This is a genomic window from Roseimicrobium gellanilyticum (genome assembly GCF_003315205.1).
In the GTDB taxonomy this organism is placed as follows: domain Bacteria; phylum Verrucomicrobiota; class Verrucomicrobiia; order Verrucomicrobiales; family Verrucomicrobiaceae; genus Roseimicrobium; species Roseimicrobium gellanilyticum.
In genome coordinates, this window is record NZ_QNRR01000001.1 from 94445 (window position 1) to 117245 (window position 22801).

General features: G+C 60.3%; 19 protein-coding genes. 10 read left to right on the forward strand and 9 right to left on the reverse strand.

Going from position 1 to position 22801, the window contains the following annotated elements:
- The first annotated feature begins 104 nt into the window (after window positions 1–104).
- Window positions 105–1478: a glycoside hydrolase family protein gene (locus tag DES53_RS00370; protein ID WP_113956226.1), complete on the forward strand. Its 1374-nt coding sequence runs from the start codon at window positions 105–107 to the stop codon at window positions 1476–1478.
- Window positions 1479–1486: 8 nt separating this feature from the next.
- Here the strand turns inward: DES53_RS00370 and DES53_RS00375 are convergent, their stop codons facing one another.
- Both DES53_RS00375 and DES53_RS00380 read right to left on the reverse strand, forming a co-directional pair.
- Window positions 1487–1999: a DUF3592 domain-containing protein gene (locus DES53_RS00375; protein WP_113956227.1), complete on the reverse strand. Its 513-nt coding sequence runs from the start codon at window positions 1997–1999 to the stop codon at window positions 1487–1489.
- Between the two features lie 44 nt (window positions 2000–2043).
- Window positions 2044–2607 (reverse strand): L,D-transpeptidase, encoded by a 564-nt coding sequence (locus tag DES53_RS00380; protein ID WP_113957140.1) that lies wholly within the window; start codon window positions 2605–2607, stop codon window positions 2044–2046.
- 78 nt (window positions 2608–2685) lie between these two features.
- Here DES53_RS00380 and DES53_RS00385 point away from each other — a divergent pair, with 78 nt between their 5' ends.
- From DES53_RS00385 to DES53_RS00395, 3 genes are all read left to right on the forward strand, one after another.
- On the forward strand, window positions 2686–3558 hold the full coding sequence (locus DES53_RS00385) for a carbon-nitrogen hydrolase (protein ID WP_113956228.1): 873 nt from the start codon (window positions 2686–2688) through the stop codon (window positions 3556–3558).
- Window positions 3559–4035: 477 nt separating this feature from the next.
- Window positions 4036–5091, forward strand: a complete 1056-nt coding sequence (locus tag DES53_RS00390; protein WP_113956229.1) for an agmatine deiminase family protein — start codon at window positions 4036–4038, stop codon at window positions 5089–5091.
- A gap of 48 nt (window positions 5092–5139) precedes the next feature.
- The gene (locus DES53_RS00395) at window positions 5140–5865 is read left to right on the forward strand and encodes a YebC/PmpR family DNA-binding transcriptional regulator (RefSeq protein ID WP_113956230.1); all 726 of its coding nucleotides are present in this window, start codon (window positions 5140–5142) and stop codon (window positions 5863–5865) included.
- 93 nt (window positions 5866–5958) lie between these two features.
- On the opposite strand, the gene DES53_RS00400 is transcribed toward DES53_RS00395, so the two are convergent.
- The 7 genes from DES53_RS00400 to DES53_RS00425 form a co-directional block, all read right to left on the reverse strand.
- Window positions 5959–8535, reverse strand: a complete 2577-nt coding sequence (locus DES53_RS00400) for a protein kinase domain-containing protein (protein WP_113956231.1) — start codon at window positions 8533–8535, stop codon at window positions 5959–5961.
- Between the two features lie 323 nt (window positions 8536–8858).
- Window positions 8859–9686, reverse strand: a complete 828-nt coding sequence (locus DES53_RS00405) for a peptidylprolyl isomerase (RefSeq protein WP_113956232.1) — start codon at window positions 9684–9686, stop codon at window positions 8859–8861.
- A gap of 48 nt (window positions 9687–9734) precedes the next feature.
- Window positions 9735–10100 carry a hypothetical protein gene (locus DES53_RS32340; protein WP_147263106.1) on the reverse strand — a complete coding sequence of 122 codons (366 nt, stop codon included), beginning with the start codon at window positions 10098–10100 and terminating at the stop codon, window positions 9735–9737.
- Window positions 10097–11047, reverse strand: coding sequence for a CAF17-like 4Fe-4S cluster assembly/insertion protein YgfZ (ygfZ, locus tag DES53_RS00410; RefSeq protein WP_113956233.1), 951 nt, complete (start codon window positions 11045–11047; stop codon window positions 10097–10099). Before ygfZ ends, DES53_RS32340 begins: the two co-directional genes overlap by 4 nt.
- 18 nt (window positions 11048–11065) lie before the next feature.
- Window positions 11066–12082: an NAD(P)-dependent oxidoreductase gene (locus DES53_RS00415; protein ID WP_113956234.1), complete on the reverse strand. Its 1017-nt coding sequence runs from the start codon at window positions 12080–12082 to the stop codon at window positions 11066–11068.
- 47 nt (window positions 12083–12129) lie between these two features.
- Window positions 12130–13122, reverse strand: coding sequence for a peptidylprolyl isomerase (locus tag DES53_RS00420; RefSeq protein ID WP_170156751.1), 993 nt, complete (start codon window positions 13120–13122; stop codon window positions 12130–12132).
- 99 nt (window positions 13123–13221) lie between these two features.
- The gene (locus DES53_RS00425) at window positions 13222–14229 is read right to left on the reverse strand and encodes an ATP-dependent Clp protease proteolytic subunit (RefSeq protein ID WP_113956236.1); all 1008 of its coding nucleotides are present in this window, start codon (window positions 14227–14229) and stop codon (window positions 13222–13224) included.
- A gap of 166 nt (window positions 14230–14395) precedes the next feature.
- On the opposite strand from DES53_RS00425, the gene DES53_RS00430 reads away from it, so the two are divergent.
- The 6 genes from DES53_RS00430 (at window position 14396) to DES53_RS00455 (ending at window position 22797) form a co-directional block, all read left to right on the forward strand.
- Entirely contained in the window at window positions 14396–18058 is a 3663-nt protein-coding gene (locus DES53_RS00430) for a PVC-type heme-binding CxxCH protein (RefSeq protein WP_425468366.1), read from the forward strand.
- A 314-nt stretch (window positions 18059–18372) separates the two neighbouring features.
- Window positions 18373–18777 (forward strand): GxxExxY protein, encoded by a 405-nt coding sequence (locus DES53_RS00435; protein ID WP_113956238.1) that lies wholly within the window; start codon window positions 18373–18375, stop codon window positions 18775–18777.
- 220 nt (window positions 18778–18997) lie between these two features.
- Window positions 18998–19918 (forward strand): ABC transporter permease, encoded by a 921-nt coding sequence (locus DES53_RS00440; RefSeq protein WP_113956239.1) that lies wholly within the window; start codon window positions 18998–19000, stop codon window positions 19916–19918.
- Window positions 19911–20906: an ABC transporter permease gene (locus DES53_RS00445; protein ID WP_113956240.1), complete on the forward strand. Its 996-nt coding sequence runs from the start codon at window positions 19911–19913 to the stop codon at window positions 20904–20906. Before DES53_RS00440 ends, DES53_RS00445 begins: the two co-directional genes overlap by 8 nt.
- Before the next feature lie 132 nt (window positions 20907–21038).
- Window positions 21039–21335: a hypothetical protein gene (locus tag DES53_RS00450; protein ID WP_113956241.1), complete on the forward strand. Its 297-nt coding sequence runs from the start codon at window positions 21039–21041 to the stop codon at window positions 21333–21335.
- Window positions 21336–21585: 250 nt separating this feature from the next.
- Complete coding sequence (locus DES53_RS00455; RefSeq protein ID WP_170156753.1) at window positions 21586–22797, forward strand: MFS transporter; 1212 nt, start codon at window positions 21586–21588, stop codon at window positions 22795–22797.
- Window positions 22798–22801: the final 4 nt, after the last annotated feature.

Sequence of the window (22801 nt, forward strand, 5' to 3'; positions counted from 1 at the left end):
CTGCGCAAGCAGAAAGAGGGGATACGGCGGCCGGGCCCGGGCTGGCCGAAAAGGTTTCACATTCGCCGCCAGCAAAGGGTCGGCCGGGACGTAGTGAACGCACGATGATGCGTTTGCGACTTCTCCTGGCGGGCCTGTTCGCGCTTTCGCTCCCCGTGCAGGCGCAGGAAGGCCCCGCCCGGTGGCATTTCAAGCCGAAGGACCACGCTCTCGGAGATGTGCACCCCTTTTTCCACGAGGGGCGCTGTTACCTCTACTACCTGAAGCCGGGGAAATACGAGGCCGCTCTCACCATCTCCACCTCGGACGATTGGCTGCAGTGGTCCGAGGCTCCCTTGACGCACGGACCAGTGAAGCCGGAGGACTGGATGAAGCCCTACTTTGTGCTGGGCGTGTTCCGCGACTCGAAGGCCAAGGTGTTCCGCAGTTTCTACGGTCACTTGGAGGGACGGATGGTCAGCTCCACCAGCGGCGACTTGCGGCATTGGGAATGCGCGCCCCGAGAGTTCCACGTTCCTCCAGCGGGCTACTACCAACGCCGGCGTGATCCTTACGTCTTTTGGATTCCGGAGAGGAAGCAGTGGGGATGCGTGATGACCACCTGGATGAAGGACCGGCCCAAGGAAACCGCCGGGGCGGTGAGCCTGGCCACCTCGCCCGACCTCAAGGTGTGGAAGGATCACGGACCCATTCTGGACCCGGGCAACATCGGCGAGCCCGAGGTCCCGCAGATGTTCCGCCTCGGTGGGCGTTGGATCCTGCTGGCCAGCATCTATGACCGTGCCGTGGGACCGCCGGTGTACTGGGGCAGCGAGTCACCCACGGGGCCTTGGAAAATGGAGCCCGAAGGCCAACTCGATGGCAAGGACCTCTGCGCCGCGCAGATCGACTTCGAGAGAGAGGTGCCAGTGTTGTTCGGCTGGATTCCCCTGAAGCCGTCCACACCCGGCGGGCAGCATTGGGGAGGTCATCTCGCCCTGCCGCGTGAGGTACACGTGCTGCCCAGTGGTCGATTGGGCACGAGGCTTCCTTCCAGGGTAGTGGATACTTTCAAGAAGTTGCCGTGGGTGGAGAAGCCGGACTTCACTGTGGAAAAGAAACCACACACCCTCGAAGGAAGCTGGCAACGGCTCGCCGTGGAGTTCACGCTCGCTCTGCCGGAAGGCGTCGATGAGGTCCAGGTGAACATCGCTCCACTCGGCAGGGTGATTTTGAAACGCGATCAGATCCGCATTCTGGATTCCGCTGGTGAATGCTGGAGTGACCTGCCTGTGAAACTACCCGCAGCGAAGCCTGTGCAAGTGAAGCTCTTCGTGGAGCAGGACATGGTGGAGTGCTTCGTCCACGAAGTCTACTCACTCGCTGCGAGAGTGCCCGCGCAGGCAGGAAAGCTGAGCTTGTCCTTTGATGCCGGGCATTCTGGTGCGCAAGTCACCAAGCTGCGGGTGAGTGAATGGGAACTGGCTCGCGACCCCTGACCAAATGACTACGCGGGACGAATCAGCGAGGCGAAATCGCAGTTCCCGCTTTTGGTAATCCACAGGAGGCAGCCAAAGGCCAGACCTGCGGTCATCCACAACACACCGACCACCAGCGGAGCAAGACTCCCCGAGCGAAATCCAGTGGCCAGAAAGGCTTGTGCAGGATTCTCGGGGCAATACATGACCTGCACCCTCCGGCCCGGTTGCAGTGCCTCCTTCAGTGCGTCGTGCGCCTTGAGCCGGGAATTTCCGCCATAGGTGGGATGAATCTTGGTGCCCTCGTACTGAGTGCCGTTCACCTCGTACGAATAGGTAGTCTTGATCTTCACGGAGCTATTTCCCCTGCGGCCTTGCGAGACCTTTTCGTCCACCTTGGAAATAGTGCCGGTGGTGATGGGCCACTTCTGGGCACGCAGGGCAAGCCATTGGCCATGCAATGCCCAAAGGGTGAGTCCTGCTCCCATCAAGACGAAGGCAGCGGGCAGCAGGTAGAAGAACTTGGAAATGGACTGATCCATACCCGCCGATAGTGCGGCAGTCCTGGGCCTTCAAGCTTCCCAGTTCACCGCGGCAGCATGTTCACGGGCGGTAGCGGGCCAGGCAAGATGTCCACACGGGCGCCTTTGCCCACCACGTCATACAGCCAGATGATGTCCCGCGAGGCCATGCGCACGCAGCCGTAGCTGGAAGGGGTGCCGAGCGTGCGCTCTTCTGCGGTGCCGTGGATGTAGATGTAGCGGTCGTAGGCACGGGCATTCTGGGGTTCCAGGCCCTTCAGCCACAGGATGCGGCTCACAATCGGGTCGCGGCCAGGAGCATTCACAGGCACGATTTCACCGGTGAAGCGGCGGTCCTTCAGCTTTGCGCCCACGGGCAGGCCATCGCCGAATTTCTTGGCAATCTTGAAGCGGCCCAGCGGGGTGAAGTTGGACCCCGGATAGTCGCCGAGCCCGAATTTGGAGGTGCTTACGGGGAACACGGCGATGGGCTGGCCTTCGCGGAAGCAGGCAATGCGCTGCTGTGCCACGCTCACAATCATGCGATGCTTCGTGTCCGCGCACTGGGTGAGGAGAAGTGCGGCAACGAGGCCGGTGAGAAATGCAAGCGGGCGGCGGGGGAATTTCATCGCGGGCATTATGCCAATGAAACAGAAGTTCTCCAGCCTTCCATTTGCATCGTATCGCATTGGGTCCATCCATAATTCATGAGCAGCATCATCAATCTTGGCCTCATCCAGACGCACGCCACCGAGGACAAGGCGGACAACCTCCGCCGGCACATCGCCTTGATCCGCGAGGCCGCGAAGCGCGGCGCGCACGTGGTGTGCCTGCAGGAGCTCTTCCTCACGCCCTATTTCTGCAAGCGTGAAGACACCGCACTCTTTGACCTGGCGGATCCGATTCCCGGAGACACCACGAAGCAGCTTGGCGATCTCGCCCGCGAACTCGGCGTTGTCATCATCGCCTCGATGTTTGAGAAGCGCGCCATCGGCCTGTACCACAACACCGCCGCCATCATCGATGCGGATGGCGAGTACATGGGCAAGTTCCGCAAGATGCACATCCCCGAGGACCCGGGCTTCAATGAGAAGTTCTACTTCACGCCTGGCGACCTCGGCTACAAGGTGTGGGACACGAAACGCGGCCGCCTTGGCGTGCTCGTGTGCTGGGACCAGTGGTATCCCGAGGCCGCGCGTCTCACCGCCATGAGCGGCGCGCAGATTCTCTTCTATCCCACCGCCATCGGTTGGCTGAAGAGCGAGAAGGCCGAGCTCGGCAAGGCCCAGCACACCGCCTGGGAAACCGTGCAGCGCGGTCATGCCGTGGCGAACGGTTGCTACGTCGCCGCCGTGAATCGCGTGGGTGTGGAGGAGGAAACGGAGTTCTGGGGACAGTCCTTTGTGGCGAACCCGTACGGTGAGATCGTCGCCAAGGCGTCGCCGAGCGATGAGGAGATTCTCATGGTGCCCTGCGATATCAAGGCCATGGAAGATTTCCGCCGCATCTGGCCCTTCTTCCGCGATCGCCGCATTGATTCCTACAACGACCTCACGAAGCGGTGGCGGGATGATGGCTAAGTGATGGTCAACCGAGCCATAGCCATCGTGACATCGCCGATTTGAAGGCGCATGCGCCTTCTCAAGGAGCGGGAACGCCTCGTTCCCGAACCCCTGATGTGACAATCACACTGCCCGATGCAGGCAACATCATGATTCCCGCGCGCGCATCTACTCTAATCCGTGGAGCAACCTGGCGGCGCATGCGATGGCCGTCGGTAATGGCCACCTCAGTCGTGCGGGAACGAGGCGTTCCCGTTCCTTGGGCGTGCGCTCCAACCGTGTTGTGGTTGTTACGGGCTTTGATGTTGTCACGCCCCGGCACACCCGTGAGTTGACATCCCGACGATCACGCCCATTCCCAATGTCAATGATCGCGTGCACTGCATGGCGCGATTTTGAAACGAGAATCTGATTGAGTCCATCTGGATTCTGCGGATTGAAATGGGTGCGTCTTTTCGCACTCAAAACGTCCCCTCGTCTCCTCAGTAATTCTTCATGAGCAAAGCCTCCCCCAGTCCTCACTACATGCCTGCCGAATGGTCTCCTCAAGAGGCCGTGTGGCTTTCCTGGCCGTGTAATCCCGATAGCGCTCCACGCACGCACGAAGTGCTGCAGGACAAGTTCGGTGAAATCGCCGCAGACATCTCGCGCTTTGAAAAGGTGCGCATCAATGCACCCGCCATCGCGCACCACAGCATCCGCCTGCACATCGCGGATCACGAGGGGGACTTGAGCATGGTGGAACTGTTCGACCATCCCACAAATGATGTGTGGTGCCGTGACCATGGTCCCATCTTTGTGAAGGATCGTGCAACGGGCGCGCTGACCGTCACCGACTGGGGATTCAACGCGTGGGGTGGCAAGTTCCCTCCGTTCGACCTGGACAACCAGGTGCCTGCGCGCGTCGCCGAGGCCTTCAAGTTGCCCCGTGTTGCATCGGACATGATTCTTGAAGGCGGCTCCATTGAAGTGAATGGCGCCGGTGTGCTCATCACCACCGAGGCGGTCCTGCTGAACAAAAACCGCAATCCGGACTGGTCGAAGAAGCAGATCGAAGACGAGATCAAAAAGAACCTCGGCGTGTCCTCCATCTTCTGGCTGGGCAGCGGCATCGAGGGAGATGATACGGACGGCCACATCGACGACATCACGCGCTTCATCCGCGAAGATGCCGTGCTGACCGTGGTGGAGAAGCGCGACTCAGATCCGAACTACAAGATTCTGGAGGAGAATCGCGAGCGTCTGCAGGACCTTCGTACGGAGGACGGTAGCCGCGTGGAAGTGCTCACCATCGAAATGCCCGAGCCGCTGCGCCCGAAGAAGGGCTGGCGCCTGGACCGCCTGCCGGCGAGCTACGCGAACTTCCTCATCATCAACGGAGCCGTGCTGGTGCCCATCTTTGGCCAGAAGCGCAATGACAACAAGGCCCTGGGTATCATCCGTGACTGCTTCCCCGGTCGCGAGGTGATTGGCATTCTGGCGAGTGATCTTGTGTTCGAAGGCGGGGCGATCCATTGTATCTCCCAGCAGCAGCCGACCGCGAAAGCGTGAGGCTTCTTCTCTAGCTGCGAATCCGGAACCAAAGACAGACGACTCTCCATGGGTGCACAATGGAAACAGAAATGGCGTGAACTGGCGGCAGACCAGAAGGGCAAGATTGTCGGCAAGCTGACGCGTGAAATCCAGGTGGCCACCAAGCTGGGTGGCCCCAACCCGGAATTCAACGCGCGCCTCGCCGCCGCCATTGCCGTGGCCAAGAAGCAGAGCGTCACGCGCGACACCATTGAGCGCGCCATCGCCAAGGGGTCCGGCACCGGGGCGGACGCGGTGCAGTACCACACGGTCGTTTACGAAGGCTTCACCCCGCACCGCGTGCCGGTGATTGTCGAGTGCCTCACGGACAACAACAACCGTACCTCGACAGAAATTAAGATGCTCTTCAAGGCCGGTAACTTGGGCACCCCGGGCTCGGTCGGCTGGATGTTCGAGCACTGCGGCCTGGTGGAGGCGCATCATCCCGACACCTCAACGGATATCGAAACTGCCGCACTGGAGGCGGATGCGGACAATGTGGAGCCGCTGGAGCTGGATGACGAGGAGCTGGCCCATCATATCGGCGCACGTTTCTTCTGCCCGACTACGAAGCTGGATGCCGTGACGAAGGCGCTGAAAAGTGCTGGCTGGATCGTCACCACCTCAGAGCTGCACTACCATCCCAAGGAGTGCCCGCCGCTCACAGACGCCCAGCGTGAGGAAGTGACAAACTTCCTGCAATCGCTCGACGGCCACGCGGACGTGCATCGTGTGTACGCGGCGATTGCGTAGAGCACCCGATTGGAGCGCAGCGGGCGAAAACGCCCCGCGCTCCATTCCGATTGCTTCGCCTCTTAACGCCGCTTCCAACTGGAGTTGGTTGCCCTAGCTCCCCGTCTTCGTGAGCACCACCTTGTCGAGGCGCATGAGCTGGTCGCCCAGCGCAATCTGCTTGGGACGGATCCAGAGGCGGTAGTGTCCGGGACTTGGAATGCGAGCCTTGCCCAAAGTCACCGTCTTCGGTGTCGGCGAGATATCCACCTGACGGGGGAAAAGCTTGCTGCCGAAGGTCACGGTGTAGTGGCCGGGTTTCGTCCCGGGGTACGTCTGGCTGAGCTGGACCTCATACTCACCCGGTTGCTCGACCTGCACCAGCCAGCTCACCTGATCGGCAATGCCGAACCAGTTGGAGATGACGCCATCTTTGGCCAGCAGAGGGCCGGGAGTGAGCACGGCCTTCTCTACGGGCAGTGTCGTGGTGTCACCGGTTACAGGCACGGTGTTGAGCAGCAGCGCATTGATGCGCTTCACCCCTGCCTCTGCCTGGGGCTTGCTGCGGGGTTCGGTAGTGGGTAGTTGCAGGAGGTAGTCTCTCGCTTCCGGAGCGGCCACGCGCTCCAAAGCACTGAGGATGGAGGCCATTTCGCCTGCGTCCTTGGTGTTGTTGCGGGCCTCGATGAGTGACTTGGCAATTTCTTCCTGCGGAGTTTCACCGGACAAGCCTGCGAGGTTGCCGAGGCTGTTGACGGCATTCTTGCGGATGTAGGGATCCTTCGCCTTGGGGATGAAAGCCTCCAGGGCAGGAATGGGCTCTGCATTCGGCCAATCTGCAAGGGCGATGGCGGCGGCATTGCGGATCTGGGGATTGTTGTTTTCCAATGCATCCGTCACGTCCTTGAGAGAGTCCTTGCCACCGAGGCGCGAGAGCACCCGGATGTAGGTGGCACGCACATCGTCCGCGCCGGAGTTGCTTCGGTACGCCTGGAGGAAGGGCGAGCTGGCGCTGTCAGCATTGGTATCTTGGGAGGCTGCGTTCACGAGCGCGTTTTCGGCAGCTTTCAGTTCATTGGTATCACCCGCGATCAGATTGGTCAGCATCTCCGGTACATGCGCCGGGCTGGCGACACGGCCCAAGGCCTGCCAGATGGCGATGCGAGTTTCGCGGTCCTGCACCTTGGGGAACTGGCGCAGCAGCGGGTCCGCAGCGTCATTGATTCCGCGGGCCGCAATGGCTCCGGCGAGGTTCTTCCGGGCGATGTCGGACTTCGCCGACAGCACGTAGCGGGAGATGAGAGTATTGACGGTGTCGCTGCCTTCCAGTTTTTTGAGCGTTTCGCCCGCCACTTGGCTGTTGCCGGGCTCTTCCAGGAATTGGAGGAGAAGATTCACGTCTTTGACGTTGCCCTGAGGCTTCTCCATGTTTGCCAGTGCTTCGAACCGGCTTTCGGCACGGGCGCGTGAGACGAACTGGAAGGCAAAGAACGCGACGACCAGCGCCGCGATTCCCACCGGTGTCCAGAGTGTGAGCCACTTTGGCAGGGGAGCCTTGTGACGCAGGTGCTCCGGAGCCATGGCGGCGGCGATATTTACCGGACGTATCATCGGCCTGGGAGCCGGACGTGCGCCCACCACTCCGGAAGGAGTGCGAGCCACCGGCCGTGTGGGCCGTGGTGCCGTAGGCCGGAGGGGGCCAGAGGAAGAGCCTGGCCGGACATAGCGAGGGACTCCTTGAGACGGTGTGGTCGGAGGATAGCCGCCCTGATCTTCCGGCAGCGCTTCGGCAATGTATTCCTCCTCTTCGGGCGTGGCCATGGCCACGGTGCCGTCATCGGTGAAGGGCTGCTCCGGTTCCATATTTGGAACCTGACCGGCCTGGAACCACTCGAAGGCCTGGCTTGCTGTGACCGGGCGGGCATCCGGATCGCGCATCATGAGCCACTCGACCCAAGCAGTCAGCGCCCTTGGCAGGTCGGGACGGATTTGTTCCAGCGGCACCCGGCTGTGGTAGAGGTGGCTCGCCATCACTTCCGGAGCGGTCTCACCCTGGAAAGGATACTGCTGGGTGAGTGCGAAGTAATACACGCAACCCAGTGAATAGAGGTCCGTGCGTACATCCACCGGGGAGCGCTCGAACTGCTCCGGAGCCATGAAGAAAATACTTCCCAGGATGGAGCCATCCGCATCCACTTCCTGGATGTGCGGTTGGTGGGCAATCTTCGCGAGACCGAAGTCGAGGATCTTGATCTGGAACTTGCCGCTCGGCAGCCAGATGACCATGAAGTTCTGCGGCTTGATGTCGAGGTGAATCAATCCGGTCGCATGAGCGGCGATCATCCCTTCGAGGGATTGCGAGACCAGCTCGCGGAAGTCTCCATCATTGAGCGCGCCACGCTGGATGATGTCCTCAAGAGTTTCCCCCTTGAGCAGTTCCATCACAATGTAGGCGCCTTCCACATCCTTGCCCACGTCGAACACGGTGACAATGTGTGGATGCTGCAGTGTTGAGATGGTGCGGGCCTCCTCAAACAACTGATCCGCCTGGCGATCCGCCTCCTCCTGGGAATCTGCGCGCACCCGTTTCAGGGCGACCTCGCGACGAAGGTTTCTGTCATACGCCTTGTAGACGCTGCCGAGGCCACCTTCGGCGATTTTTCCAAGGACTTCGTAACGATTTTGGCTCATGCGGTGTGTTGAGAAAAAAATCAGATGGCCGGCAGGAGGAGCATGGGAGAGGCTCCGGTGGACGGCACGCCGCGAAGGAGACACTGAAGCGGGGATTTCAAGATGGCCTCGCGTTCCGCGGAATGCATGACACTCATGATGTGGAGGGCGGAAGGATCAGGCAATCAAAAAAAAGCGCACAGGCCACGCAGGCGTTCACTATGTACCTACCAGGACGTTTCAATCTCTCTGGAAAAACACTTTTGAATGTGTGCCTGAAAAACCAACGGGACGCCTTGTGGGGCGCCCCGCTTTGCAAAAGAATTGTCAGATGGCGGTGGTGATTACCAGACGCGGTACAGGAATTTCTCAAAGCCATTCATGCCGGCTTCGCTCTTGATGATGCTCTTCTTGCCCTTGCTGTTCACGCTCACGAGCGGTCCCTTCTGCTCGATGACCTTCAGGCTCTTGATTTCCACGCGCTCCAGCGGGCAGTCGTTGGAATCGGTCGCCACGCGGGAGAGCTTCTTCAGGGCATCAAGGCCGGAATAGACCTGGCCGAAGACGGTGTACTGGCCGTTGAGAGCGGACATGTTTCCGAGCACGAAGTAGAACTGGGTGCCGTCACTCTGGCGCTTGGGATTCATCTTGTCGCCACGGCGCGCCATGGCCACAGCACCGGTGACGTGGGGCAGCTTGAACTCGCCCGGGATGGTGTACTCCTGGCTGAGTCCCCAGTTGTCACGCGAAGCATCGTCCTTGCTCACCGGGTCACCGGTCTGGACGAGATAGTCATCCACAGAGCGATGGAAGGCCATGCCGGTGTAGATGCCCTTCTCCGCGTTGCTGACGAAGTTCTGTACTGTCTTGGGAGCGGCATTGCCCAGAAGCTCAAACATGACCTGATGCTCTTCACCCCCGAACTCGATGACCATCACGGCCACGGTGTGCACTTCATTGAGTTGCTCCTTGGTGGGCTTGGCGGCAGCAGCCGCGTCTTTCTTGGTAGCGCTAACAGGCTTGGAGCCGACATCGCTGGCACCTGAAACGGTGCTTCTCGGAGAGCCCGTGTCAGTTTTCGGAGCAGGGACGGACTGGGTTTGTGCTTGGACTTGGAGCGACACCGCCGCAAACAGGGCGGCAAGGGTCAGGCAGCTACGGGAGAACTTCATGATGATGGCGTGTGGGTTCGCGTATTCAGGCGGGAGGTGTGCCAAAAACTAGCGCAGGTTGTCCGGAATGGGAGGAGCGGGAGTGGGTGGCGGAGCGGGGACTTCAGGAGTCGGCGAGGGCACCGGATCAGCAGCAGGCTCCTGAAGGGTCGGTGCAATGGGATTGACCGGTACGGGCTCGGGCTCGGACGTCTTGGGAGACTCGTTCATGTAGTCGCCGGGCATTGCGGCACGGTACCGCGGCTTCACCTGGCGCCTGGGCATGCCCCACTGGTCATGCAGGCGGTCCATGTCATCCACGGAAGGATTGCGGATGACTTCTCCGCTGCTCGCCGTTTCAAATCCAGTGCACGAAGAAAGCAAGCCGACGGCGGTAAGGCCGAGAGCAGCAAGCATGATGTTTTTCCAGTTCATGTAGGGGAAATGTCAACCTTCGCAAAGATTCTAGGCGGTTCTTCGCTGCCAATCAATAGCGAATCCCCTGCCTCCAATCCGTGACGCACATACGCAAGGCCCACGGGACGGTCAAGCACGGGATGGTGGGTGATGCTGGTCATTTGACCCACCGCCTTTGGGGGCTCTTGAGAGCTGTCAAAAAGGGTCCACGGAACCGCATTGGTTCCGTGAGCGGGGGTGTCGGCGGGGAGAGCCCCGAAGTCGACACGCACGAGGCGGCGAGGCATTTTGCCCGTGAGCTTGATGCGGGAGAGGATTTCCTGCCCGATGTAGCAGCCCTTGGTAAAGCTCATGGCGCGACCCTCCAGTCCGGCCTCTTGGGGAAAGGCGTCATTGTTGATTTCCTGCGGCCAGCGGGGAACGCCCTTCAGGATGCGGAGGGCCTCCCATGTTTCGGGAGCGACGGTCTGCACATCCGGGGGAAGTGCCAGTCCTACCCCGGAGGCGGGAACCCAGACATCCACTCCCACGGCACCCAAGCGCGTAACATCCAGCCGGGCCGAGCCTGTCGGAAGGGGCAATTGCCGGGCGGCTTCTGCCGCCGGACCAAAGAAATGCCAGAGGCGCCAGTCTTCCGTCACATCGCGAAGCTCGACATCGTCGGCCACAATATAGCGCTCAAGCCGTGCGCCCAGATGTTCCCTTAGCCCTTCCTCCGCATCGAGCAGGAGCAGGCTGCCGGGATCTGCGGAGGCGTGGATGAAGACATCGCCTTCGATGCGGCCTTTCGCATTCGTGACGCAGGCATAGATGGCGGCGGCAGGCGAGGCACCGCGGACCTCATTCGTGACCTGGCCATTCAGGTAACGCACGCGGTCCGCACCGGCGAGGGCGAACTTCGCTCGGGCGGAGAGGTCGGCGGCCCCGCCTTGGGATTCCAGGCGCTGGTATAGTTCCGGTGTCATGAAGCAGGGCTTTCTGGGCTAGCTTCCATTGGCCCCGGACTGCTTGGGTTCCTCTACTTCCACGTCGTCCTCTGCGTTGTCACCTTCCATCTCGAAGGTCGAGGCCTTGAGGGTGATGCGCGTCTGCTTCTTCAGGATAATGGGCTTCGACTCGGGACGGGAGACGGCACCCACGGCCACCGTGGGGGTCTGGAGGTTCTCAAAGACCACAGAGTAGTCCTGCTCTCCTTTGCCCGCGCGCTCCGCCTGTTCCATGGCGGCCACGGTGGCGGCGAGTGCAGGGGTGATGATGTTCTTCTCCTTGGCGAGCTCCTGGGCGTAGCGGCCGTCCTTGAGCATGTTCTTCAATGAGAAGTGGGGCTCATACGCGCCATTCATCATGGCGGGCAGCTTCATAGTCACCAGGGGCGAGCAGTTCGCGTTGTTCTGGAAGGCCTCCAGCAGTTGAGCTCCAGCGATGCCCTGGGCCTGCGTGATGGCCAGGGCTTCGGCGACGGCCTGCACGATGTTTGCGCTCACCAGGTTGGTGGCGATCTTCAGCACGGTGGCGTCGCCCACCTTGAGCCCGAAGTTCAGGATCTTTTTCGAGCTGGCTTCGAGGAAGGGTTTGGCCTTCTCCTGCTCGCGCTCGTTTCCGGAGAGGTAGTAGACCAGCTCGCCCTTCTCCGCGGCTGCCTTGCTACCGGTGAATGGGGCATCAAGAAATCCCGCGCCAACTTCATCCGCGATGGCGTACGCCTGATTCATGGCGAGTGGGCTCACGGTGGCGTGTGCGCAGATGACGTGCGTCTTCTTCAGCGCGGGCTGCATGTCCTTCATCACCTCCACCAGCGCATCCCCATCCCGCACAAAAATCTGGATGTACTGCGCCACCTCTGCGAGCTCGGCCGGGGAGGAGAGGAAGTTGGGCTCGGCCCGGGACGTGCGGTTCCACACAAACACATCATGCCGCGCCCGGCGAAGACACTCCGCCACGCGGCTGCCAATGATACCCAGGCCAATCACGCCCACGGTCAGACTCTTGCTGCCAGACATGCGGACAAACTACGCGCGCCCGCGCTCCACGCAAAGGGAGATGCCGCTCATTTCGCCACGCCATCCCAAGGCGCAGGGGCCAGATCCTTCGCAAAGCCGGGGGCTTCTTGGATGGTGGCTGCGGCGCGGAGTTCTGCGCGAAGCCGGCCTAATGCGCTCACGCGCCATTCGTTTCCCAGCATGGTCATGATCTCGGCCTTCACCTCGGAGAACTCGGGGGGGCGTGCGGGCTTCTTCTCATGCACCAGGGCGATGTGCCAGCCCAGCTGCGTACGGAAGACCGGACTGGGCTTTCCGACGGGCAGGGCAAAGAGCGCCTTGGCAAAGTCCTCCGGGACACGCTCCCGGGAGAGCCATCCCAGATCACCGCCCACCTTCTTGCTCCTTTCATCGTCGGAGAATGCGGCGGCGAGTTGCGCGAGGGTGGCTGCGCCCGCGGTGAGCTGCTGCTGGATGGCTGCCATCTCGGCGGTGCGATCCGGCTTCCCGACATCGTGCGCCGTCAGGAAAATGTGGGAGGCACGCACACGCTCAGGCAAGCGCATGGATTCACGATGGGCCGCGAACCATTTCTGCGCGGCCGCCTCGTCGAGTTGCGAAACGGAGGAGGTGCGCTGGCTTTTCAGCCATGACTCGATGGCCCGCGTCTGGGCCAGCTCTGCCGTGAGCCGCTCGCGAAGTTGCAACTCGGTGAGGCCTTGCAGTTCCATGCGCTGCTTCCAGTGATCTGGAGGCTCGAATTGCCGGATGAACTGCTGAAAAGCGGCTTCTGCCTCGGCCGGTGTGATGGCCGTGGCGTGTGGAGCCCTGGCGGCGAAGTCGGCTATGAGGCGCCTTTCCACCAACGCATCGACGGCCTCGCGCCGCAGCTTTTCCTCAGCGGCGACATCCAGACTTTCCCAAACCATGCTGCGTCTCCAGAGGAGGCCGCGCAACTCGCGAGCCACTTCCTCGCGGGTGATGGAGACGCTGTTGACGGTGAGTGTCGCCTCAGGCTGTGGCGAGGCAGGTTTGCAACCAGCCAGCAACACGCCCGCCATGGAGAGGGCGCACAGGAGGCGAGCAGCAGATGCGCGAAAATGGGGCCGCGCCTCAGGCCCGGATGCGCCGTTCCCAAGCCGTACCTCCTTTGCCATGCGCTAGCGGATGTGGAAGCGCTTCGTGACCATCTTGCCCGCGAGCAGCTTGATGCGGTTCCACGCGCTCTGATCATTGAGCGGCACCCAGCGGCGCTCTTCCTTGCGGTAGTGCCAGTCCTTGTCGTTCTGGTAGTTGAACGCCGCGCCGCGACCTTCAATGATGTTCAGGATCTCGTGGTCGTGGTAGTTGAGCTCGTCGTAGTCTGTGATCGCCTGCTGGCCCATCTCTGAGTACAGTTCATTCAGGTCGATGAGCAGGTCGTTGAGATCGGTATCGAGCTCCTTCACCTTCAAGCCGACGCGCTGGGCCTCCTTCAGCATGATGGGATAGCCGTGGCTGGGATAGGCGGAGTTCAGGTGCTTGCTGATGCGCTCGCGCTCCTTCGGATCCTTGAGGTGGTAGCTGAGGATTTCCTCGCAGATCTTGATGGAAAGGGAGCTGGCACGGTCGATCGCGCCGAAGACGAGAGGATGCACATGCTCGTACAGATTTTTGTACGGATTGCTGTCATTTGCCTGGGCGGATTCGCGCCAGAGACGGAGCACACGATTCAGCTCATCCTGGCTTACCGAGACCGCGTAGTTATTTCGGTCGACCGGAGACAGGGCATGCGTGAGTGAGGTATCCACCGCGGTCAGGTAGGCCAGCGGTCCCATGTGGATCTCATCTGCACCGAGGGCCATCATGGTGGCGGCGCTGGCACACTCCAGAGGCACGAGCGCCGTGATGCGATCGTTGTGCTGGCGCAGGAGGTTCACAATGCGCAGGGCCGCCTGGCCGTTGCCGCCGTTGGACTTGATGAAAAGATAGAGGCGCTTCTGCGGGCCGATTTCCTTGAGGACTTCGAAGAAGGCCGCCACGTCATTATGGCACACGCTGCCGTTGCCACTGCTCCAGTAGGCAATGAACGCGCCGTCGAGCTTCTTCTCGATCTTGGTGATGATCTTTTGCGTCTGCGCAAAGAGGATCGGCGGCTTGTTGATTTTCACGGCTTGCTTCTTCTGCATGGGGGGCAGAGCATGGAGGAAAGCGAACCAATGTGCAAGGATTTCGCCATCGGCATGACATTGTGCCGGGGCGATGTCCGATTTCTTACAAAGATTGTCCGCCAGTTGCAAGGCTGTTTCCCGTAGCCTTTTTCCGCTTCCACCCGGTATTCACCCCTCGCACGCCATGTCCCCCTTTTGTTGGCCGTCTTCAAATTCCGCACTTAACCTGTGTTCAGCCGTCGCTCTGGCGCTGAGTTTTGTCTCACCCCTTTCGCTTTCCGCCGCGCCCAAGGAGCTTGAGGGTGCCCGTGCTCCCTCCCAAAGTGAGTGCCCCAGCCCGGAAGAGGCTCGCAAAAAGATGACTGTGCCCGAGGGTTACGAGGTGCGTTGCTTTGCGCACGAACCCATGGTGCAGAATCCCGTCGCCATGACGTGGGATCATCGTGGCCGCCTTTGGGTGGTGGAGCTCTATGAATATCCGGAAGGCACGCCGCTCCCGGTGGACAAGCGCCCTTTTGGCCAGGCTGCGACCGACAGCAACTACCGTCCGGTGCCCGATCTTTGCAAGGGGGAGCAAAAGGATGCAGAGGGCAAGATCCCGCGTGACCGCGTGCTCATCCTCGAAGACACGGACAACGACGGCGTGGCGGACAAGCGCACCGTCTTCCTCCAGGGACTGGACATGGCGTGTGGCATCATCTGTGGCGACGGTGGCGTGTACATCGGCCAGCAGCCGCATTTACTCCACTTCAAGGACAACGATGGCGATGACAAGCCGGATGAGTGGCGAGTGGTGCTCACGGGTTTTGGGCGTGAGGATACGCATGAGCTCATCAACAGCTTCTCCTGGGGGCCGGATGGCTGGCTCTACATGACACATGGCGTCTTCACCAATTCGAAGGTGCGCCGCCCCGGCGAACCCGTGGAGAAGGGCTTCAAGTTCGATGCTGGTATCGGCCGCTGCAAACCGCTCACGGGTGAGTTCGAAGTCTTCGCGGATGGCACGAGCAATCCGTGGGGCTGTGACTTCGACGCGAATGGCAATTTCTTCGTGAGTGCCTGCGTGATTGATCACCTCTTCCACATGGCGCCGGGGGGCATCTATGTGCGGCAGGGTGGTGCGCCGGAGAATCCGTATGCGTATGAACTGCTGCCCAGCATCGTGAAGCACAAGCACTTCCGCGCGGCCTATGCGGGTATCCAGATCTATCAGGGTGGGGTATACCCGAAGGATACGCATGGACATTTGTTCATCGGGAACATCCATGACAATGCCATCCACGAGGAGAAGGTCACGCCGGTGGGTGCCACCTTCAAAGCGGAGCCCGTGCGCGACTTCCTGCGCGCCAATGACGGCTGGTTCCGTCCCGTGAGCACACAGACGGGCCCGGACGGCAACCTCTGGATCATGGACTGGTGTGACAAGTATCCCTGCTACCAGAATGCCAAGGCGAATCCCGAAGGCGTGGACCGCGCGCGTGGGCGTGTGTGGCGCGTGGTGACGAAGGGGGCGGAGCCGGGCAGTCGTGAGGAGAAGGGAATGGACTTGAAGAAGCTTGAGGCGGCAGACTTGGTGAAGCTGATGGGTCATTCCAACAATTGGATGAGCCGGACTGCGAAGCGGATGCTGGTGGAAGCCTGGCGAGGCGAGTGGAGCGTCACGACCAAAGCTCCCATAGACAAGGTTTTGCTCCCCTTGATCCAGGACAAGGATTCGTCCCGCGCCATGATGGCCGCATGGACACTTATTTCCGCGGAGGCTATGAGCGCGGAAGCGTGGGAGGCTCTCGCCGTTTCCAAGGACCCTGCGCGGCGCGCCTGGGCGGCACGGGCTGTCGGAGAGATGGCTGTGCGAGTCTCCCAGTCCGGCAAGAAGGTAGACTTGCCAGCACTTGAAGGGCTGGCTGTCGATGAGGATCCAACGGTGCGACATTCGGTAGCCATTGCCCTCAGACAGATGGCGAGCACTTACCTGACAGTAGGTGCAAAGAGCGATGTGTCCGTGAAGACGATGCCGGATGACTATTCCGAGCTATTTCGGTTTCCGGTGGGCGCTGCGGGTCATGATCCCGTGAGTGCCTTCGGTCTCTGGCAGGCATTCGAGCCCGTGCTGGCAAAGGACCCTTCTTTCTGGATGCAGTGGTTTGCTGAGATCGCGCCCCACTCTGAACCTGTGTCCCGTACAATCACCTTCAAAGCGATGCGTCGTCTTTGCGACACGCGGAATGCTGAGAATCTCAATCATGCCATTACCTTCTGCGAAAAGATCCACTCCCATGACAGCCTGCTGGCGCATGCACTTGATGGACTTGTGAAAGGGCAGGAATCGGGCGTCATCAAACCCAAGAAGGACACCACCAAGCAACTTGCCGCCTGGCGTAAGAACGACAATGCCGACGTGCGCAAGTCGGCGGAGCAACTCGCGGTTCTGTGGGGCGACTCGGAAGCGACCAATGCCCTCATCGCCGTGGCAGTGAATGAAGCGACGCCGACGCCGGAGCGTTTGCAGGCCATCAAGACTCTGCGCCGCGTGAAGACGGATGCGGTGCGCTCCGGACTGGCAAAGCTCCTGACCGAAAAACTCCCCGCTACGGTCAGCGTGGAGGGCATTCGCGCTGCCGGCGATCTCGGTGGTGATGCTTTCCCACCCGTGCTCATCACATTGGCTGCATCCAAGGACTTCTCCATCCGCCTTGCCGCGCTGGAAACCCTCTCTGGACGTGTGGACTGGGCCAAGCTGATGCTCACCGCGATCGAGGAGAAGAAGATCAGCGGCGCTGAGTTCCCCGTGCCGGTGCGTCGTGCTCTCGCCACCAATGGTGAAAAGGCCGTGCGTGACCATGCCTTCCGCGCGCTCGGTGCGTGGAAGGAATCCTCCGCGGATGTGAAGACCTTGATTGATGCGAAAAAGAAAGCGGCACTCGCGGGCACGCCGGATCTGGAACAGGGCAAGCTCATGTTCCAGGCCACCTGCGCCATTTGCCATCCCTTCCATGGTGGTGGACAGAAGGTTGGCCCGGATCTCATCGGCAGTGGCCGCAGCAATCTGGATGCGCTGCTCGCCAATGTGATCGATCCGAATCAGATCATCGGCAACGGCTATGAGAACATGATCGCCTCCACGAAGGATGGTCGCACGCTTGCTGGTCGCCTGGTGGAAGACACCCCGTCGCACATCAAGCTTCTTGCCGCGGGTGGTGCTGAGCAGATTGTGCCGCGTGATCAGCTCGCGAAGCTGGAGAACACCCACCAGAGTCTCATGCCTGCAGGTTTCGGCCAGCTGCCGGATGAGCAATTCCGTAATCTCATGTGGTATGTGCTCGCTCCGCCGGAAGAAGGTCCGCTGACCAAGGAGAAAAAGGAACTGCTCAGCAAGGGTGTGGAAGGTGGCGAAGCGGCCAAGAAATCCACCGGAACCAACTGGCACAAGCCTGATTGGGAAAGTGTCTCTCTGTGGAATCCCAAGTGGAAGGTGAGCGCTCCTGAGTTCGAACGCACGCCCGTGAAGCTCTCCGATTTCCACGGACGCAAGAACGTCCTGCTCATGCATCCCTTCGACAAGAACAAGCCCACCGTGCTGGAGAGCACCATGAAGCTGGATACCGGCAAGCCGCATAAGTTGACGGCCATCGTCGCCGCTCACGACCAGGGCGATTGGGAACTGCGCGTGAAGGTGAACGGCAAAGAGGTGAAGAAGCAGGTCATCGACCACGACGGCGAACGCTGGAAGACCGTGACCGCGGACCTGAGCGAATTCGCCGGCCAGGAAGTCACCCTCCAACTCGAAGGCGCCGCCACCGGCTGGGCCTGGGAATTCGGCTACTGGGCCGAGGTGCAGGTGGAGTAGGTCAAAAGGTTGGACGCAAAGGAGCGAAGCAGCAGAGGCGGTGTGCGGGTGGTGCACCGCAGGGAAGATCCTGGTTAACCGCAAAGGGGCAGAGGGGCAAAGGACGCAGAGGATTGAAAGGATTGGTGCAGGGTATGCAGCAGGGTCCAGCGAGGGTAGCGCCTCGATGCAGAGGAGGCAGAGACGCGTAGGGATCGTCAACAGCGAGTGTTGCCATGAGGTGTGCCGTGGTTCATAGCGAGAACAAGGCTGGGGATACAAGGACGAAGCGAAGAAATTGGGTGAACCGACGGTTAAAATCGCCAGATTGCTGAATGAGGTCAGAGCCAACGCCACACGAGAATGAGATTGCTGCCAAGGCAATCGGGTGCGCCATCAGAGTGCATCGGACTTTGGGGCCTGGGCTGCTGGAGAGCATCTATGAGACGTGCTTTACGCATGAATTGGCGAAAGTTGGTTTCGAAGTTCATCGTCAAAAACCGCAACGAATCGTTTATGAAGGTATTGTGCTGGAGGACGCGCTCAGACTGGACCTCGTAGTCAACGACATCGTTCTCATCGAGGTTAAAGCGGTTGAGAAAATTCAGCCCATCCACAAAGCGCAGTTGCGGACCTATCTCAAACTGGCCAATCGCCGCCTGGGACTGCTCATCAATTTCAATTCAGAGCTCGTTAAGAACGACATTCATAGGGTGGTGAACGGCGAGGTCACCGATTGACTCCCATCTTGCGACGGGCGATCCCTGCGCGTCTCTGCCTCCTCTGCATCGAGGCGCTACCCTCGCTGGACCCTGCTGCATACCCTGCACCAATCCTTTCAATCCTCTGCGTCCTTTGCCTCTTTGCCCCTTTGCGGTTAACCAGAATCGTCCCTGCCACCCACTACCTCCCACCATCCCCAGTTGATTTCTGTAACACCCCCGCCACAATCAGCGCGCGATGCTCGCGTTCATTCTGCGCCGATTCTTCAGCAGCCTGGTGGTGCTGTATTTCGTCGTGTCGCTGACATTTCTGCTGACCACGGCGCAAAAGGGTGGGCCGTTCGAAAAGGAAAAGATGACGGCTACGGCCAAGGCGGAGAAGGAGAGGAAATACGAGCTGGATGGTCCCAAATGGTGGCAGCTGGCGCGTTACCAAAAGCGGTTGTTGCTGGAAAGGGACATGAATGTCTCGATCCGGTATGGGGATCTGACGGTCGCTGAAATCCTCGCGCAGAAGCTGCCGAATTCACTCACGCTCGGGGCGTGCGCCTTCCTCATTGCTGCCATTGGCGGTGTGGCGTTTGGCTTCATCGCGGCGCTGAGGCGGGATTCGTGGGTGGACGTGTCCGCGATGTTCTTCGCCCTGGGGGCCATCAGTATTCCCACGTTCATCACGGGGCCGTTGATGATTGCCGTGCTCGGGTTGTGGCTTGGATGGTTGCCCATCGGGGGCTTTGGGACGTGGCAGCAGTTGATGCTACCCTCCATCTGCCTCGGCCTGCCGTTCCTGGCGTATGTGGCACGGCTCACCCGGAACAGTCTCCTGGACGTGATGTCGCAGAACTACATGCGCACAGCGAAGGCGAAGGGGCTGGATGACAGCACAGCGCTGCTGCGTCACGCGTTGAAGGTGGCCATTCTGCCGGTGGTCACCTACCTCGGCCCCATGGCCGCATATGTGCTCACCGGGTCGTTCGTAGTGGAGAGCGTGTTCAACATTTCAGGAGTGGGCATGGTGTTCGTGAATGGCATCCAGAACCAAGATCCCTTCCTCCTCTGCGGCGCGGTCATCGTGTATTCCGCGCTGCTGGTGTTCTTCAATTTCGCGGTGGATGTGACCTACACATTCCTGGACAAGCGCATCAAACTTCATGGCTGACGGGACCTCCACTGCCAATCGCTGGACCGGCGCCCCACCGAATGGATGGGACGTGCTGAAGCGCAATCGCGTGGCCATGGTGTCGCTGTGGTTCCTCGTGTTCGTGGCGCTCTCAGCGATTGTCATCCCGTTCTTTCTGCCCGATGCACTCAAGACCACGAGCGATGCCTCATTCTCTCCGCCCATGAGCGAGAGCGCCGACAAGCAACATGTCCACTACCTCGGCACGGATGTAAATGGGCAGGACCTGTTCTACCGCCTGCTGATGGGGGCGCAGGTCAGCATGGGGGTGGGACTGGTCGCGGCACTGGTGAGCCTGCTCATTGGCGGTGTGTACGGCATGGTCAGCGGCTACGCCGGAGGCCGCGTGGACGGCGGCATGATGCGCCTGGTGGACATCCTGAACTCAGTGCCCAGCCTCTTGTTCGTGATGATTTTCATCTCCGCATTCGACGGTCACTTCAAGGACGCACTGGATGGCATGCGCCTCTATGGTCAGGAGAAGCACTGGCAGTGGCTGGAAAAGTTCGGCGCCAATCTCATTCCCTACTCGCGCATCATGATCCTGGTCATCGCGCTAAGCTTCATCCAGTGGCTCACCATGGCGCGCATCGTGCGTGGGCAGGTGCTGGTGCTCAAGGAACTGGCCTTCGTCACGGCGGCGCGCACCATGGGGCAGAGTGGCTGGGCCATCCTCTGGAAGCATCTCTGGCCAAACCTCAGCACCATCGTCCTCACCTACCTCACACTCACCATCCCGGCGGTGATTCGTGACGAGAGTTTTCTCAGCTTCCTCGGGTTGGGCATCGATGACCCAGCGGCGAGCTGGGGTTCCCTACTGAAGGACGGCGCACAGGTCATCAACCCGCTCGACAGCAAGTGGTGGCTGCTGGCCTTCCCGGCCGGTCTGATGTCCGCCTGCCTGCTTGCGCTCAATTTCCTCGGGGACGGATTGCGGGACGCCTTTGACCCGAAAAGCAACGATTAGCCCGGATCCGCATTCTGTGCATTGACACAATGCACTGGCCACTCCACGTTGACGTCCGTCGCAGATCCTATGGCTTCGAAAGCAAAATCCCGACGGACCAAGCTCCAGGCTCGCAAGTGCACAGCTACTCGCATGTGCTCCATCAGCTCCACCGGTGTGGTGTTTCTGAATGCCAGGGCACTCGATGTCTCTTCTGAGATCACCCTCAGCGTCCAGACGAACATTCTTGGCAATGAGCAGGAGTGGACCGTCCACGGCTGGGTGGTGGAGTGCGTGCCCGCGGAGGAGCAGCGGGGGACTTTCAAGGTCACCTTGCTATTCTCCAATCTGCCGAAGGAGCTCCAGCAACTCCTGGCCCTTGCCGAAGGCTGCCACGGGGCCAGCGCTTGCAAGCGTGTGCCGGGTGCGGAGTTGTTTGGGCTGAATTGAGAGCGTTGGCGTCAATTCAAATCGTTGCAGCCCTGGGAGCGCTGGCCTCTGGCCGGCGTCTTTGAAGCTTATACGCCGCAAGCAGGCGGCAGCGAAAATACGCCGACGGGACGTCAGCGCTCCCAGGGCTGCATCCGGCGCATGAGCCGTCATGGTAGTTCTGTGCCGCATCCCGACGGTTTGGTGCTGACCTGGGGCGTACGGACCCTGCGAGTGAATGGACACGGGCGCGGCGGCGTATTCGTGCTCCATGCAAACCGCTCTCAAGGCAAAGCTGTCCTCTTTCATGTTCCTCCAGTACTTCATCTGGGGTTCATGGTATGCGAGCATGGGAACCTACCTGGCGAATACCCTCAAGTTCGGTGGTGAGCAAATCGGTGCGGCGTATGGAGCTTTTGCCATCGGAGCGATGATCTCGCCCTTCTTTGTGGGACTCATCGCTGACCGTTACTTTGCCTCTGAGAAATTGCTCGGCATCTTGGGCATTCTTGGCGGGGTGGTCCTGTGCTGGCTTCCCAGTCTCACTACATTTGGCAGCTTCTATCCCGCGCTGATTCTGTATTGCGCGCTTTTTGTGCCCACCCTCGCTCTGGGCAATTCACTTTCACTCACACATCTTGCCGATGCGCGTACCGACTTTCCGAGGGTAAAAACACTTTCTGCCGTTGGTTGGATCGCAGGTGGTGTGACTCTCAGCTTGCTGAAGGGGGAACAGTCGCCGTTGCAGTTTTACCTCGCCGGCTCGGTCTCGATGGCATTTGGCATCTTCTCCCTCTTCCTGCCGCATACTCCCCCAACGAAGACAGGGGCAAATGTGAGCATGGCTGAAATCCTTGGGCTGGATGCGCTGGCCCTGCTGAAGAAGCCAGCCTTCGCCATCTTCGTCGTGTGCATGTTTCTCATCTGCATCCCGCTCTATTTCTACTTTGTCATGCTGGGCATCTATCTCACGGAACTGAAGTGGGAAAGCATGGCGGCGAAGATGACGCTCGCCCAGGTGTCGGATGTCATTTTCCTGTTCCTGCTCCCGGTATTCCTGAAAAAGTTTGGATACAAGAAGACCATCTTCATCGGCATCCTCGCGTGGGCACTCCGTTATCTTGCCCTTTCTGGCAGCGTGGGTGGTGCTGGCGCCCAGGTGGCGCTTATCTTTGCGGCGATCCTTCTGCACGGAGTTTGTTATGATTTCCTTTTCATCGCAGGGCAACTCTATGTCGACGACGAGGCCGGGGAACGTATTCGTGGTGCGGCCCAGGGGTTCATCGCTTTCATCCTTTGGGGTGTGGGCGCTTTTGTAGGCACGTTGCTCGCAGGCAAGGTGATGGCGGCAAACAAACTCGCCACTGCGCAAGGGACCATTGCTCACGACTGGCAGGCCATCTGGCTGACTCCGGCTCTGGGCGCGTGCGCGGTGCTTGTTGTCTTTTTGATTTTCTTCCGCGAGCCCAAGTCGCGCACCTGATTCT